Below are 16,649 nucleotides of genomic sequence, written 5' to 3'. Positions count from 1 at the left end.
TGACCGCTCTTTTTTCGACATCTAAGGCAGATCATTCCTTCTTCTTGCCCTGTCCCTGCTCCTGCTGCTCCGGGTACTTCACCACAGGCCATTTCACCTTGCGCAGGGCGTTCATCAGCTCCGGCCCGGCATGAAGATTGCTGCTGACCAGCTCATGGGGCGTGAGCGCCATCCACTGGTTGAGGGAGACGTCGGCGAACCGGTCGCTCTTGAACATTTCCAGGAACCAGAGCGTCTCTGTGCCGGTATTCTGAACATAATGCCCCTGGGCAAAAGGCACATAGCCGACATCCCCGGCCCTTACATTGAAGGTACGCGCATCGCCGTTGCCTCCGAAGACGGTCATTCGTCCTTGCCCGCTGAGGTAATACTGCCACTCGTCGTTGTTCGGATGCCAGTGCAGCTCCCGCATCGCCCCGGGCTCAATCTCTACTAGAGCTGCGGCGATATTCCGTGAGATGGGGAAATTGCTGGAGTCGACAATCCGCACACTGCCACCCGGGGTCTTGAGCGGCGGCTGGGCCATCAGCCGATGCTTGAAGCTCAGCGGAATCTCCCCGTAAGGCGATTCGATCCGCTGGCTCGCAATTGGACCTGGCACCTGGTCCTGATAGATGTACACCTGCTCCTTGGGAAGATAGGCGAAGGCGGATTCAGGTACACCGAAGTTCGCGGACAGGACTTCACGCGGCGTATGGGCGAACCAGTCGGAGATGGACAGGGTGTTCAGATCCGAGAAGCCTCCGTCGTCGAACACAAGCAGGAATTCACATCCCTCAGCCAGGCCCTGAATGGAATGCGGGATGCCTGGAGGGAAATACCACAGATCGCCGGGGCCGACATCGGCGATGAAGTTGCGGCCATTCTGGTCCACAGCTGTAATCCTTGCGCTGCCCAGCAGCATGTAGGACCATTCTGCCTGCTGATGCCAGTGCAGCTCACGTACGCCGCCCGGCGTCAGGCTCATATTTACGCCCGCAAGCGTAGTGGCTACCGGCAGCTCCCTGACTGTCACCTCACGGGACCAGCCGCCATGATTCAGCTGCATGTGGGCGTCGGAGAACGAGAACTTCAGATTCGGGATCAGCCCGTTGTCCGTGACCGGAGGAACGAACATGTCGGGATTCTCCCGGTCGCGCATGATGTCACGTGGACCCAGGTCGATATTGCCTGCACCGTCACTGCGTATGGGCTGGGGAATGACGGGCTGGCCTGGAGAACGGGGATGCTCAGGATTCATCACATAGGCTCCTTTCTGGAACGCACAGCATTTCAAGAAAATATATGCGCAAATGTGATAATATTTGACTACCGGACAAAGATCCGTACGATAATCAGAGAGCAGGGTTAGAACCAATGACATTAAGTGGACAAGAACGCTACCGCTTCAGCGAAGCGCCTATATGGGAATTGCAGCGCACCTACTATGAACAGCTGGGGCTCCAGGCTTGGGCCAATGACCAGGTTCCGCAGTATATTACAAGCAATCCGATGATTGGAACAGCGTATGCGGAGATCATCTTCGGCTTTCTTCAGGACCGTGCGCAGAAGGGATTCACTACAGAGCCGGTAGTGGTACTGGAGCTGGGTGCAGGTGTGGGGCGTCTCGCGTTCCATGTGCTCCAGCAGCTCTGTGAGCTGATCCAGTATGCGGGCGTGCCGCTGCCGCCGTTCCGTTACGTGATGAGCGATTTGCCGTGGAAGAACATTGAGGGCTGGCAGCAGCATGAGGGGCTGAAGCCTTTTGTAGAACAGGGAATGCTGGACTTTGCCCGCTTCGATGCGGTCCGGGATACGGAGCTGAGCTTAACGCAGAGCGGATTGGTGATTAAGCCTGGGGAGCTGGGGCAGCCGCTGATGGTGATCGCCAACTACTTCTTCGACAGTATCCCGCAGGAGCTGCTCTATGTGGATGAAGGCAAGATCTATGAATGTGAGGTCTCGCTGAAATATCCGGAGCAGTCCGCTACCATGGGGCCGTCCGAGGTGCTCCGTGATCTGGTGCCGGAATACCATTACAAGCGTGCAGCGGGCTATGAGGACAGCTCGTATCCTTATCATGAAGTGATCTCGTTCTATCTGGACAAGCTGGAGGATTCACATGTGTTGTTCCCGGAGGCAGCCCTGTCCTGTATGGAGCGTCTGGGTGCACTCTCCCGGGGAAGCTTCCTGCTGCTCACTGCCGATAAGGGAGACCACCGGCTGGAGAACTGGGAGTTCGCCGAGCCGCCGAAGCTGATTCATCACGGAAGCATCTCGCTTACAGCGAATTATCATGCGCTGGTGCATTATTTTGAGCGGAAGGGCGCACAATCCCAGTTCACGCAGCATCATTATAAAAATCTCAATGTGGGCTGCATCCTGATGCTGGAGGAGCCGATGCTGCATCCGCATACCCGGCTGGCCTACCGGCGGTTTGTGGAGCGGTTCGGGCCGGATGATTTCTTCAGCCTGAAGGTGTGGATCGACAAGAATTACGACACCATCGGCATGCAGCAGATCCTGGCCTTCTGGCGGCTGGGGGGCTATGACGCGGAGCTGTTCATTCAGAGTGCCGAGCGGATCTCTGCGCTGCTGCCGGATGCCAGCGACGAGGAGCTGCTGGACCTTCAGCGGGGGATCGACCGGATGTGGCGGGGCTTCTACCCGATGCCGCAAAAGTATGATTTGGCGCTGGACTGCGGCCTGCTGCTGTTCGAGATGGAGCAGTACGGGGAATCCCGCCGCTTCCTGGAGCATTCGCTCCACTCCAGTGAGGAGGAGCCGGTAATTACTGTGCTGTACTGCCTGGCGATCTGCAGCTACGAGCAGGAGGATGATGAAGCGGCGCTGGATTATACACGCAGATCGTTGCTGATTGAGCCGGAGCATGAGGAAGCGCTGGAGCTGCTCGCGGCGCTAAGCCAGGACCCGGCAGAGGCTTAGGCTGCTGCTCCCGGCAGTCCGGTGCAGCCCTTTACACCCGTTGTGAGTTTTGTTATTCTGTATCCAATAACGCAAACGCGATGACGAGAAGAGTACATTCAGGTTCTTCCCTCACAGAGAGCTCCGGCTGGTGTGAAGGAGCAGGGAAGACTGGATGGAAACAAGCCTCTGAGCGGCTTACCGGAACCAGGCAGCAGCCGGGGATGGTACGACAGGAGCTCCTGTTACAGAGCTAGAGTATAAGCCCTGCCGGACGGCAGCGCCGTACTTGATGAGATTAATATGGTGACATATTAATGAACCTGGGGTGGTACCGCGAGAATTTCGTCCCCAAGACTTACGGTCTTGGAGGTGAGGTTCTTTTTTGTTGTATCCAGATAAGGCGGCGTACCACCCATGAACAGGAGGAGATTGGAATGACAGAGAATAATGGACCGGCTCTGCCGGAGAATTATATGGATAGGCTGATTAGAGAAGATGTGGAGGCGGGAGTCTTCAGCAGGGAGATCTGCACCCGGTTTCCGCCGGAGCCCAATGGCTATCTGCATATCGGGAGTGCTTTTGCCATCCATACAAATGTGGAAATTGCCCGTAAATACGGCGGACGCTTCCATCTGCGCTTCGATGATACCAACCCGCTCAAAGAGGATAAGGAGTATGTGGAAGCGATCATCCGTGATCTTGAATGGCTTGGCTGCAGTCCCGGGGAGCACATCTACTACGGCTCCGATTATTCGGAGGAGATCTACCGCAGGGCAGAGACGCTCATTCTGAAGGGGAAAGCCTATGTCTGTGATATGACGGCAGCGGAGGTAACGGCTTACCGGGGGACCTTAACCGAGCCGGGGAAGGACAGTCCTTACCGCAGCCGAACGCCGGAGGAGAATCTGCGGCTGTTCCGGGAGATGCGTGCGGGGAGCTATCCGAATGGCGCTAAAGTGCTGCGGGCCAAGATCGACATGGCCTCGCCGAACATGAATTTGCGAGATCCGGTGCTGTACCGGATTATTCATGCCGCGCATTACCGCACGGGCGTTGCCTGGTGCATCTACCCGATGTATGATTTCGCCCATCCGATTCAGGATACGCTGGAAGGGGTGACGCATTCGCTCTGCTCGATCGAGTTCAAGGATCACCGGCCGCTGTACGAATGGGTGCTGAACGAGCTGGACACCCCGGAACCGCCGAGACAGAGGGAATTCGGCCGGGTGAACCTGACCGGAGTGGTTACAAGCAAGCGGCATCTCCGGGCACTGGTAGCCGGAGGCTTCGTGGACGGCTGGGATGATCCGCGCCTGCCTACGCTCAGCGGGCTGCGCAGACGGGGATTCACGCCGGAGAGCATCGAGGCCTTCGTGCGGGAGATCGGCATGGTCCGCAATACGGCGATGGTGGATTTCTCGCTGCTGGAGCATTGCCTGAGACAGGACCTGAAGGCTAAGGTGCCGGCGGTCATGGCGGTACTGGACCCGCTGAAGGTCGTGCTTACCAATTACGCCGCCGGGGCCTCTGAGCTGCTTCCGATCCCTAACAACCCTGAGAATGCCGGGCTGGGTTCAAGAGAAGTACCGTTCTCCGGCACGCTCTACATCGAGCGGGCCGATTTCATGGAGGTGCCTGTGAAGGGCTTCCGCAGACTGGTTCCAGGCGGCGAGGTGCGCCTTAAGGGCGGATACATTATCCGCTGCAATGAAGTCATGAAGGACGCAGAGACGGGAGAAATCCTCGAACTGCGGTGTACCTACGACCCGGAGACCCGCAGCGGCGGCCCTCTAAGCGGCCGGAAGGTGAAGGGGACTGTGCAATGGGTCTCGGCTGCTCATGCGCTGAAGAGTGACGTATACCTGTATGAGCAGCTGCTGACGGATAACAACGGGCCGAAGGAGGAAGGAGAGAGCTGGGAGGAATACATCAATCCGGGTTCCGTGACCCTGCTTACAGATTGCCTGCTGGAGCGGCTTGCGGGCAACCCTCATCCTGGGGATACCTACCAGTTCCTGCGTCACGGCTATTTCTGCATCGACAGCAAGCATAGCACAGCTCAGAAGCTGGTGTTCAACCGAATCGTTCCGCTTAAGGACACCTGGAAGGGCAACGCAGGACACGTAAGCAGCAGCGAATAAGTAGTGGATGAATCTAGAATTTGGCGGGTTGTGCGGGCTATGCCAGGCTAACTTCTTAAAAAGTTTAGAATGTTACACAAGCAGCGGTGCTCCTGTTACTGGAGGATCGCTGATTTGCGTATGCGTCTGCCAGGCTAATGGTCGACTAGTGGGAGAAATATCGGGTTGGGAGTAAAGCGTTGGCTGCACTTTGTACATTAGATTTCATTATAATCGACCAAAAAACAGCTTCTATTGTAGTTTATACAGCAGATTACTGGGAACTGCACAAAGTACAATCACCCCCGGCAGAGGAGTCAACTTGATAATGGGAGCGGGTAATAACATAAGGCAAGAGCCTCACTTAACAGAGTGGCCTTACATAATATGGGTCGAGGCATTACATGAAAACCCAATGAAAATACATTTACAATTCTCAACTTGAGGATTATAATAAAACCAGATCAAATGTTGCACCAGGGAAACTTTCGTGTGTATAGACAACTTTTTCCGGGCAAGAGGAGGACAGAACATGATGGAGCAAAATACCGCAGTAGAATCATCCCCTATACTAAAAGGTCATATCAATACACATTCGGCACAATCCGTGCTTAATGGAGATGTCAAAGGACTGAAGAGACTTCTTCCTTTTCTGGGCCCGGCTTTTATAGCTTCCGTAGCTTATCTGGACCCCGGCAATTTTGCCACCAATATTACGGCAGGCTCGAAATACGGTTACCTGTTATTATGGGTCATCTTTGCCTCGAATCTGATGGCTGTACTGATACAATCCTTATCCGCCAAGCTGGGTATTGCGACCGGCAAGAATCTTCCGGAGGTCGCACGGGAGAAATTCCCGAAGGGCGTATCCATCTTCCTGTGGATACAGAGTGAGCTGGTCATTATCGCTACCGATCTGGCGGAGTTTATCGGGGCAGCGCTCGGACTGTATCTGCTGTTCGGCATCCCGATGCTGCCGGCGGCCCTGATTACCGCAGTGGGTTCCTTCGCGATTCTGGAATTACAACGGCGCGGGTACCGTACCCTGGAGGCCGGAATCGCCGGGATGGTGATGATCGTGGTGCTGGCCTTTGCGTTCCAGGTCATTATGGCGAAGCCGGATGCGGGAAGTGTGGTTGCCGGCATGTTCACTCCAAGGTTCGAGGGCGTGGACAGCGTCCTGCTGGCAGCGGGAATTCTCGGAGCTACCGTAATGCCCCATGCAATCTATCTGCATTCTTCGCTAACCCAGAGCCGGATCGTCGGGATTGATGAACGGGAAAAGAAGCAGATCTTCCGGCTGGAATTCATCGATATCCTTATCGCGATGCTGATTGCCGGTGCGGTCAATATGGCGATGGTCATTGTGGCGGCCGCGCTGTTCTTCAAGAACGGTCTGGTGGTGCAGGATCTGGATGTCGCCTTCGAGCAGTTCCGCAATCTGGCCGGTCCCGTGACTGCAGTCTCCTTCGGCCTGGGCCTTCTGATCGCAGGTCTGTCGAGCTCGTCGGTCGGCACGATGGCCGGTGATGTGGTCATGCAGGGCTTCATTAATAAAAAAATTAATCTCTACCTCCGGCGGGCGATTACAATCATCCCTCCGCTGGCTATCATCGCCATGGGCATTAATGCTACCAGCGCACTGGTCATGAGCCAGGTCGTCCTCTCCTTCGGGATTGCCTTTGCCCTGATTCCGCTCGTGATCTTCACCAGCGACCGCAAGATCATGAAGGGACTGGTGAATCACCGGATCACCACCATCCTCGGCTGGATGATCTCCGCCCTGGTGGTCGCGCTGAACCTGTTCCTGGTTGTGGAGATGTTTGTGTAAAGCATTGAACTTGAAGCATGTGTATTGTAACAGAGCAGCGGTCCTCCTGAGGTTGGAGGGTCGCTGCTCTGTTTGCTGCTGGCGCTACTGATTACAGGTGATGTGCCTGACCCAAAACAGAATTCCCCTGTTTTTAAACAGTATATCCCATTCATCGCACGGCCTATCCTTTGCTATAATTAATGTGTTTAAGATATTTCGGGATTACAGGTCGCAGAGCCAGGGAGGAAGCCGCCATAACCGGAAGCTGGAGAGGGCTGCGTTCGATCCGCAGCAAGCTGATCGCTACCGTACTCATCGTGATTGCCCTGCCGACGCTGATCGTGCTGTACAGCTACTTCACAACATCGGTCAGCGTGGTGGAGCAGGAAGTGTATGCTGCCAATCAGAGCCTGATCGAGCAGGCAGCCTTGACGATTAATGATAAAGCCAAACGGATGATTCAGGCGACTTATCTGCTGGAGGCGGATATGGCCCAGTCTTTCGGCTCCAATACCTTCAATTGGGACTACGGGAATGCTGAGGCGATGGGGGCTATTTTTCAAATCCAGAAGAAGATGGGCTATTTAAGGGATATCCTGCTGGATAACAGCGCCTTCATCGGACTTGTCGATGCGGAGGGTAGTGTGGTGACGACCTTATACAATTTCAACCGCCAGGCAACGGGTACGATTATCCGCGAACCCTGGTTCAAGGCGGGGATGGAGCAGAAGGGCTATCCCTATTGGGAGCGGGTCTACCGGCTGCCCGTAGCCCTGGGGTATACCGAGAATGCGCCGGATAAGGAGTTCATGCTGCTGTCGCGTTCCTTTGCGTTCGAATCCTCCATCCGTAACTGGGGATTAAGTGTAGTAGCCATTCCAGTGAGTCAATTTTATGGCATCCCCGCCAAAGGGCTGCCCGATAATACGCAACTGCTGGTGATGGACACAGCTGGGGCCCTCTATGATATATACGGCAAGCAGCAGTATTCCCTGACGCCGGAGCAGCTGGAAGACTTAAGGAAAAGTCCGTCTGTAACGAGGAAGCTGTCCTTGGGCAAGGAAACCTATCTAATGAATGCGGCTTCAGTCCCGCAGGTGGGCATATCCATTGTCTCCCTGCAGCGGATCGGGGATTTCTCCGCCCAGCTGGATAACTCCCGGACGAAGTCCATTGCCCTGTTCCTGCTGTTCTTCGGCGTGGGGATCATGATCGTGATCTACATCCTGCTGCGCCTGACGAAGCCGCTCTATGCACTGGTGCGGTCCATGAGCAGGGTGGGCAGCGGCAACTTCAGCACCAAGGTTGAGGTGCGCGGCAAGGATGAGATCGCCGTACTCGGAAGCCATTTCAATAAAATGGTCGCGCAGCTGGAGGAGCTGGTCCATCATGTGGCGGAGGAGCAGCGGCATAAGGAGGAGGCGCATTTCCAGGCGCTCCAGGCACAGATTAATCCCCACTTCCTGTTCAATACGCTCAATTCCATCAAGCTGATGGCCATGCTCTCGGGGACCAACCGCAATGTCAGCGATATGATCACCGCGCTGGGTAAGCTGATGGAGTTCTCCATGAAGCAGAATACGCTATTCGTAACGCTGGGGCAGGAGCTGGAATATCTGGAGCTGTATATGTCACTGCAGAAGATCCGGTACCACGACGATATCACCGTCTCTATTCAGGTTGCGGAAGAGCTGCTGGATTGCACGGTGCTGAAATTCACGCTCCAGCCGCTGGTGGAGAACAGTATTATCCATGGCTCGCAGCTGCCGCTGCATATCCGCATCGAGGCGGAATGCACCGGTCCCTACCTGCTCATTCATATTAGGGATAACGGCAAGGGGATCTCTGAGGAGACCATGCAGGTAATCTCTAATCAATTGCAGCAGGATCATGTGAAGACGAGCGGCATCGGGCTGCTGAATGTGGACAGGAGAATCAAAATCCACTTCGGGCAGGCCTGCGGCATCCTCCTGTCCCGGCCGGACGGGGGCGGACTTCAGGTGACCGTTCGGATTCCTTATCGGAAGGAGCTGGAAGGATGACAACACGCGTGTTGATTGTGGATGATGAAATTCTGGTGCGGGTGGCGCTCAAGACGCTGATTCCGTGGGAGGCGCACGGCTTTGAGATTATAGGGGAAGCCGCGAACGGCGTGGAGGCTCTGGAGCTGCTGGAACGCGAAGCCTGCCATATCATTCTGTCCGATATCCGGATGCCGGAGATGAACGGTCTGGATCTCATGAATCATGTCCGGGTGAAGTGGCCGGATATAAAGTTTATTATTTTGTCCAACCATAATGACTTTGAATATGTGCAGAAGGCGCTGCGGCTGGGGGCTGCCGATTATACGCTGAAGCTGGCTTATACGCCGGAAGAGCTGCTTGATAAATGCAAGCGGCTTCAGCAGTCCTTCCACAGTGAACAGCAGGAGCGCTCGGAGAAGCATAAGCTGGATTACCGGATCAAGGTGCTGGAGTCGAAATCCGCCGAGCTGACGCTGCTTGACTTGCTTGTGAAGCAAAGGTCGAGGCTGGAGGTGGACCATCTGCAGCGGGACGGGAACCTTCCGGCGTTCGTCCTGGAGGGCTGCCGGGTGATTGTGGCGGGTGTCGACCATTACCGGCAGGTACTGGAGGAGAACCGGTTCCAGAGTGAGCAGCTGCTCATCTATACGGTCAGCAATATTTTTGCGGAAATATTGAAAAAATATGAAAAGTGCCAGCTGGTGGATATGCATAACCGCAAGCTGGTGATCCTGGCCGGCTCCTATGCGGAAGGGATGCTGGATGAGCTTAAGGCTACAGGCAGCACTTTTGCCAAGGTCAATGTAAGCTTCGGCGTGTCCGGGGACAGCTGCAGCCCGTATCAGTTAAATGAAGGCTTCCGGCAGGCGGAGCTGGCGCTCGGGCGGCGGTTTTTTCATGAAGACCGTCATATCTCATACCCGCTGGCCGAGGCGGGGGAAGTTCAGCCCAAGGTGAGTATTCTGAGAAGCGGGCACTGGGATACCTTGCTGGAAACGGCGGAAGAGGCTGTGATTCTGGAGGAATTACGGCACTGGACTGCCCGGCTGCAGGCGGAAGAGGCGATGGGGGCCGCCTGGGTCAGGGAGCAGTGGCTGCAGTGGCTGCATCTGGTCTTCCGGCATATGGGGCAGTCCGGGGATATTCTGTATGTCATGCCCGAGCATCAGGGAAGATACCCCTTCGATGTGATCCGCAACGCGGAGACGCTCGGGGAGATCGGCAGCTGGTTTCTGGGCTGGCTTCCGGAAGCCTTAACCCTGACGGGACAGAACAGCCAGCCGGTATACCGTGATGAGGTGAAGCAGATGATCGCCATCATGGAGGAGGAGTACGCCAGTTCACTGAAGGTGGCCGACTTGGCGAGAAGGACGGGGTTTGCCGAGAATTATCTCAGTGTCATGTTCAAGAAGGAGACAGGTGTGAAGATTGTGGATTATCTGACGCAGATCCGCATGCAGAAGGCCCGGGAGCTGCTGCGCAATCCCACCTACAAAATCTATGAAATTTCGGAAATGGTCGGCTATGCCGATTCCAATCATTTCAGTAAGTATTTTAAGAAGATAGAGGGATTATTTCCGCTGGAATACCGCAAAACTGTGATCGGCCGCAAGCCATCCAGCTTGGAAAATCCCTCGAAGACCAAAGAATAAGCCGTTCGTTATTGGGCAGCGCTTTGTTATAACTAAGGTGTGCTTACTGTTCAACTAACGAAAGGGGAAATCATAATGAAGCGTGGATTCACATTAAGCCTGTCCTCTGTCTTGCTGGCAAGTGTGCTGTTAAGCGGCTGCGGAGGCAATAACGGGAGTCAGGCTGGCGAACCGGGCAATACGCCGCAGCAGAGCGCACAGACCTCCGGGAATTCGAAAACGGTTACACTAAAATGGTGGGGCGGCGTGCCTGAAGAGAACGGGCCCAAGGCGGTTGTAGACCGCTGGAACGCGGAGAACACTGACATTCAGGTGGAATATGTCCGGTTCGTGAATGATGATCCGGGCAATGTGAAGCTGGAGACGGCGCTCCTGTCGAATACGGATGCTCCTGACTTATTTGTCAGCTACGCGGACGCCCATCTGGAACGGCGCATTAAGGCCGGTATGGTAGAGCCGCTGGAGGGACTGATCGAGTCCAGCGGGTTCGACCTGGAGGGAATCATCGGCTCGGAGAACATTACGAAGGTCGACGGAACCATCTATAACCTTCCGGGGTCCAGGGATGTGAAGTTCATCGCCTTCAACAAGGCTTCGCTGGATGCTATCGGAGAGAGCGTCCCGGAGCCGGGCTGGACCTGGGATGACTACGCAGCACTGGCCGGAAAGCTGACCCGGGACGGACAGTACGGGGCGTTCTTCACGCCTACCTGGGAGCCGATTGCCTTCGATGTGCTGAATTCTGCCCAGCCGAAGGATGCTTATTATGCCGCCGACGGCACATCCAACTTCGGGCATGAAGCATTCCGCAAGGGGCTTGAGCTGCAGAAGAAGCTCATTGACGGCAAGAATGTGATGCCTTATGCGGAAGGGGTAGCGAACAAAGCCCAGCCGCAGGATGAGCTGTTGAACGGAAGAGCGGCTTCCACCTATACCTCCGCTTACTTTGTCCGCTACATCAAGGATGACACCGCGTACCCGAACCGCGATTACCAGATTGCCTTTGCGCCAATGCCGCAGTGGACGGCGGGGGGCAATATCAACAACAGCAAGCTGAATGATATGACCTCGATCAATGCCAAGAGCCCGAACAAGGAAGCGGCGATGAAGTTTCTGAGCTGGTTCCTCACCGAAGGGAATACCGAAATGCTGCCCGGCGGACGTATTCCTTCCAGCAAGAAGGCCGATGTCGCGCAGGTGGCGGAAGCCATTATGGGCGACAAGGCCCAGTATTTTGACAAGGAATCCTTCGTGAAGCTGCTGAACACAGAGTATACGAATACAGAGATCACCCAGACGGCGGGGCTGACCGAGATGCGCAAAGCCTTCATGGAAGAAGCCGAGAAATACTTCATGGATGCACAGGATCTGGACACTACCGTACAGACGATTAAGCAACGGGCTGACGAGGCGATTGCCGCGGCGAAATAGGACCGGGTGCAGTCCCTGAGACAGATGAATACGATACATGGCCGTTCCCTTAATATCGGGGAGCGGTTTTTTTTGAACCGCCGGTTCAGCAGCAGGCAACTCCAAAGAATATCACGGTTTAAGCACAGTTTATGACATTCAGGGAGCGGGGCCCCGCCTCTATAATACTGGTAAAAGGAGTTGAGTGTATGAGAGAAAAAACGAGGGAGAATATTGCCGGTTATCTGTTTATTCTTCCGAACCTGCTGGGCTTTGCCGCCTTCATCCTCTTTCCTATGGTGTTCAGCTTCGTCCTTATTTTCACGGACTGGGACTACCTCAAAGGAATGGACGGCTTCAGCTTCGCCGGTCTTGACAATATCCTCAAGCTTGGGGGCGATCCCATTGTCTGGAGATCCTTGCTGCATAACGTAGTGTTCTCCCTGACAAGTGTGCCTGTGGCGCTGGTGCTGGGCCTGCTGCTGGCCGTGGTGTTGAACAGGTTCGTATATATGAAGACAGCGATCCGTACCATGATTTTTCTGCCGTATATGAGCAGCATTGTGGCCATTTCCGTGGTTTGGAGGGTACTCTACAATCCTTCCCAGGGCCCGGTCAACTCGGTGCTGAAAGCACTGGGAATAGACCATCCGCCGGGCTGGCTATCCAGTCCGGACTGGTCGCTCACGGGAATCATAATCATGACCATCTGGACGTATATCGGCTATGCAATGATTCTGTATATGGCCGGTATCCAGGGGATTTCCAAGGATTTGTACGAAGCGTCAGAGATTGATGGAGCCAGCGGCCTGAAAAGCTTTCTGTACATCACCGTGCCGATGCTGAAGCCGACAACCTTTTTGACAGCGGTTACGTTGATTATTTCATCCTTTCAGGTATTCGCCTCGGTGCAGGTGATGACGGGTGGCGGGCCGATGCGCTCCTCCAGCGTACTTGCGCTGTATATCTATGAGCAGGCCTTTGAGCTGCGGAACATGAGCTACGGAGCCACGGTGTCCTGGCTGCTGTTCCTCTTCATCTTCGTTGTGACGCTGGTGCAGTGGCGCTCGCAGAAAAACTGGCAGGATCAATTCTAGGGAGGAAGGGTGAGGTAGTTGAACAAGCGCAGTACTTATCTGGTGGCCGCAAAAATATCGATTACAGCTGGATTCCTTCTGATCGGAATTGTGATGCTGCTGCCGTTTATCTGGATGCTCTCGGCATCCTTCAAGAACACCTCGGAGCTGTTCCGCTATCCGATCGAATGGATTCCGGATACGCTGAACACCGCCAATTATGAGAAGGTCTGGAACGGGGCCGTTTCCTTCGGTGTGTATTACAAGAATTCAGTCAAAATCACCTTCTTCCAGGTACTGGGCTCGCTGATTACCAGCTCGATGGCCGGGTATGCCTTCGCGAAGCTGCGGTTCCGCGGCAAGGAGACGATCTTCCTGCTGTATCTGGCAACCATGATTATTCCCGCCCAGGTGTTCTTTGTCCCGCGGTTCATATTGTTCGACAGCCTGGGTATGGTCAATACGCATCTGGCGATTATTCTGCCAGGGATGTTCACAGTGCTGGGTACCTTCATCATGCGGCAATTCTTCAGCACGCTGCCCGGCGAGCTGCTGGAAGCAGCCCGGGTAGACGGGGTCGGGTACTGGCGGATGTTCTGGCAGATTTGTCTTCCGCTGACGAAGCCGGCGCTGGTCACCCTGCTGATTCTGACGTTCACCTGGCACTGGAATGAATATGAGAATCCGCTGATTCTGCTGCGGGACCGCAATCTGTTCACCATCCCGCTTGGACTGACCACCTTCACGGATGAGAACGGCACGGATTATCCCCTGATTATGGCCGCTTCCGTATCGGCACTGGCACCGCTTGTGCTCGTGGTTACCGTCTTCCAGCGCTGGTTCGTTGAGGGGATTGCCAGTACGGGGCTTAAAGGCTGAGGAGCTGGAGGGCTAGGGAGCTGGAGCTAAGAGGAGCGTTGGAGAGTTAAGAGATGAGGAGCTAAGGTGCTGCAAATTTGCAGTTACAAACAGGAGAGGGATGACGTTATGATGCACAAAAAGGAACAGTATGAGTTCGCAGTGATCGGCGGGGGAATGGCCGGATTCTGTGCAGCCGTTGCGGCTGCCCGGCACGGGGCGAAGACCTGCCTGATTCAGGACCGGCCGGTATTCGGTGGCAACAGCTCGTCGGAGATCCGGGTGACGCTGCACGGGGCAGCGGCCTTTCATACGTACGCGAGGGAGACAGGGATCATCTCCGAGCTGTTCATCGAGGAGCGGGCGCGCAACCATGAGGAGATTACCGAGAACGGCTGGACGAACAGCGTCTGGGATATGACGATGTATGATATGGCCTTAAGCACGCCGAATCTGTCCTTTCATTTGAATACCTCCGTTCATGAGGTCGTGATGAAGGATGACAAGACCATCCAGTCCATCCTGGCCCGGGTTGCTAATGCGGAGACGAATCTGGAGATCACGGCGGATCTGTTCATTGACTGCACCGGGGATGGCGTGATTGCCGATCTCGCCGGCTGTGAGTGGAGAATGGGCACCGAAGGGCGGGACGAGTTCAACGAGCCTCATGCGCCCGAGCAGGCGAGCGGGGACACGATGGGGAACTCGATACATTTCAAGGCCAAGGATATGGGGCGGCCGGTGCCCTACACAGCCCCGGACTGGGCCACCAAATATGAGGATGCGGCGTATTTCTACGACCAGGGTCGCATACCCTACGATATCCGCAGCGGATACTGGTGGATCGAGATCGGCGTGCCCTGGCATACGATTACGGAAGCCGAGGATATTCGCCATGAGCTGACCAGGCATACGTTGGGCATCTGGGACTGGATCAAGAACCGTGATCCCCGGACGAAGGAGCTTGCGGCGAACTACGCGCTGGACTGGATCGGGCAGGTGCCGGGTAAGCGGGAGAGCCGGCGGATTATGGGCGAATATTTCATGACCGAGCATGATCCGGTGAACCGCAAGGTGTTCGAGGACGAGATCGCCTACGGCGGCTGGTTCCTGGATTTGCATACCCCTGGCGGGCTGCTGGCCGCGACCAGTGAGCATGCCAGCTCCGAAGGCTACAACGAGACTTCCGACTATGCGGTCAAAAGCTACTGCGGCCCCTATGGCGTCCCCTTCCGCATCATGCTGGCCCGGGATGTGGATAATCTGATGATGGCGGGCCGCAATGTCAGCGTGACGCACGCCGCGCTGGGAACTGTGCGCGTCATGGCAACCGGCGCGCTGATGGGTCAGGCTGCGGGGACAGCGGCGGCCATCGTCTTGAAGAAGGGCATAGGGATCAAGGCGATGACCACGGAGGGCATGCAGGAGCTGCAGCAGACGCTGCTGCGCGACGGCTGCTTCCTGCCGAACGCAGAGAACCGCGATGCGGGTGATCTGGCCCGGCAGGCTGCGGTCTCAGCCAGCAGCGAGGTGGCGGTCTACGGCGCAGGGCCGGAGACCGGGACCTACCTGCCGAAGCTGAGCGAATGGAATGACCGCAAGGACTGGAGCGGGCAGGATGAGCTGCTGCTTCGAAGACGCGGCCAATGGATCGCCGTGTCCTCCCCGCAGCTCGACAGCCTGGCGGTCTGCCTGAGCAACATTACGGACCAGCCGCAGGAGGTGGAAGCTGTATTGCTCCAGGTGGACCATATATGGGATTACCGTTTGGAGCCCGAGGAGGGGCGGCTGGCCTCCTGCACCCTGACCGTTCCGCCGGGAGGCAGGCACTGGATCGAATGGGCCAGCCCGGCCGGAGCTGCAGAGGGGCTGAAGCCGGGCAGGTATGTCCGGCTGGATCTGGCCGCGAATCCCCAGGTCATCTGGCATGCGGCAGGCTCGATAATCCCCGGCCATATCAGCGCCTTCGAGATGGGCGGCGGCAGAATGCGGCGCTTCGAGAAGGGCATGACGATGAGCTACCGCATCGCTCCACCGCAGCAGCCGTTCGGCGCGGAGAATATTGTGAGCGGGGTTACCCGTCCTTACCGCTACACCAACCTCTGGCGCTCCGATCCCGTGCAGCCGTTGCCGCAGTGGGTGCAGCTATCCTGGGAAAAAGAACAACAGATAGGTACGGTGGAGATCACCTTCGCCGGACATATATTTCGTGAGTACCATGCCTACGGGCCCTTCTACCGTGATCCGCAGTGTGTGAAGGAGTACCGTATCCAGGCATGGACTGGCGGAGAATGGAACGATGTCATTCATGCTGTGAATAATTATCAGCGTCATGTGCGTCATACGCTGCCGGACTCCATCCGGACGGAGAAGCTGCGGATCGTGATCGAAGCTACGAACGGCGACCCCTCTGCGGCGGTGTATGAAGTGCGCTGTTATGAATAGAGCGGATTCTGAACAAACCTAATCCCAGTAAAGGGTGAAGGATTCGTAGAGTGACTTTGTTGCTGAACGTGGCTGAAGGATCGCCGGGAGGAACAGGAGGTGTCCCTGATATTACTGGTCAGAGGCTGGAAGTATGCGAAACACCGAATATAATATGCTGGCGTGGGGTGAGTGGGCCAAATGTATGCGGAAATCCGAATACAATCGGTGCTGCTGCGATGAAGTATGGGCTCCATGCTCCACAGCCAGTAACATTTATAGAGAAATCCTGCAAGAAGTGGAGCGACCGAGCCTAGGTTGAGTAACTTAGCAGGTGGAACCCCTGCTTGGAAAGGCGAAAGCCA

Annotated in this window: 10 protein-coding genes and 1 other annotated feature; of the genes, 9 read left to right on the top strand and 1 reads right to left on the bottom strand. The window is 55.8% G+C overall.

Features of this window, described 5'->3' with window-relative positions; genetic code table 11:
• Positions 1 to 31 precede the first annotated feature (31 nt).
• Positions 32 to 1,240, bottom strand: coding sequence for an oxalate decarboxylase family bicupin (locus NYE26_RS26920; protein WP_339251474.1), 1,209 nt, complete (start codon positions 1,238 to 1,240; stop codon positions 32 to 34).
• A gap of 116 nt (positions 1,241 to 1,356) precedes the next feature.
• On the opposite strand from NYE26_RS26920, the gene NYE26_RS26915 reads away from it, so the two are divergent.
• The 9 genes from NYE26_RS26915 to NYE26_RS26875 all read left to right on the top strand — a co-directional run bounded on the left by NYE26_RS26915 (position 1,357) and on the right by NYE26_RS26875 (position 16,305).
• Positions 1,357 to 2,925: a tetratricopeptide repeat protein gene (locus NYE26_RS26915; RefSeq protein WP_339251472.1), complete on the top strand. Its 1,569-nt coding sequence runs from the start codon at positions 1,357 to 1,359 to the stop codon at positions 2,923 to 2,925.
• 71 nt (positions 2,926 to 2,996) lie between these two features.
• Positions 2,997 to 3,260, top strand: a binding site (T-box leader).
• Between the two features lie 81 nt (positions 3,261 to 3,341).
• Positions 3,342 to 5,048, top strand: coding sequence for a glutamine--tRNA ligase/YqeY domain fusion protein (locus tag NYE26_RS26910; RefSeq protein ID WP_339251470.1), 1,707 nt, complete (start codon positions 3,342 to 3,344; stop codon positions 5,046 to 5,048).
• Between the two features lie 514 nt (positions 5,049 to 5,562).
• Positions 5,563 to 6,858, top strand: a complete 1,296-nt coding sequence (locus NYE26_RS26905) for an Nramp family divalent metal transporter (protein WP_339257628.1) — start codon at positions 5,563 to 5,565, stop codon at positions 6,856 to 6,858.
• 182 nt (positions 6,859 to 7,040) lie between these two features.
• Entirely contained in the window at positions 7,041 to 8,882 is a 1,842-nt protein-coding gene (locus NYE26_RS26900) for a sensor histidine kinase (protein ID WP_339251468.1), read from the top strand.
• A complete protein-coding gene (locus tag NYE26_RS26895; protein WP_339251466.1) occupies positions 8,879 to 10,516 on the top strand; it encodes a response regulator in 1,638 nt (545 codons plus the stop codon). Before NYE26_RS26900 ends, NYE26_RS26895 begins: the two co-directional genes overlap by 4 nt.
• 75 nt (positions 10,517 to 10,591) lie before the next feature.
• Positions 10,592 to 11,947: an extracellular solute-binding protein gene (locus NYE26_RS26890; protein ID WP_339251464.1), complete on the top strand. Its 1,356-nt coding sequence runs from the start codon at positions 10,592 to 10,594 to the stop codon at positions 11,945 to 11,947.
• Between the two features lie 188 nt (positions 11,948 to 12,135).
• Complete coding sequence (locus NYE26_RS26885) at positions 12,136 to 13,023, top strand: sugar ABC transporter permease (protein WP_339251462.1); 888 nt, start codon at positions 12,136 to 12,138, stop codon at positions 13,021 to 13,023.
• Positions 13,024 to 13,041: 18 nt separating this feature from the next.
• Positions 13,042 to 13,881, top strand: coding sequence for a carbohydrate ABC transporter permease (locus NYE26_RS26880; RefSeq protein ID WP_339251460.1), 840 nt, complete (start codon positions 13,042 to 13,044; stop codon positions 13,879 to 13,881).
• A gap of 108 nt (positions 13,882 to 13,989) precedes the next feature.
• Positions 13,990 to 16,305, top strand: a complete 2,316-nt coding sequence (locus tag NYE26_RS26875) for an FAD-dependent oxidoreductase (protein ID WP_339251458.1) — start codon at positions 13,990 to 13,992, stop codon at positions 16,303 to 16,305.
• The last annotated feature ends 344 nt before the right edge of the window (positions 16,306 to 16,649 follow it).

The organism is Paenibacillus sp. FSL P2-0136, from assembly GCF_037975325.1.
In the GTDB taxonomy this organism is placed as follows: domain Bacteria; phylum Bacillota; class Bacilli; order Paenibacillales; family Paenibacillaceae; genus Paenibacillus_AQ; species Paenibacillus_AQ silagei.
The sequence above is the reverse complement of the archived record's forward strand: the minus strand, read 5'-3'. Positions and strand labels throughout refer to the sequence as shown.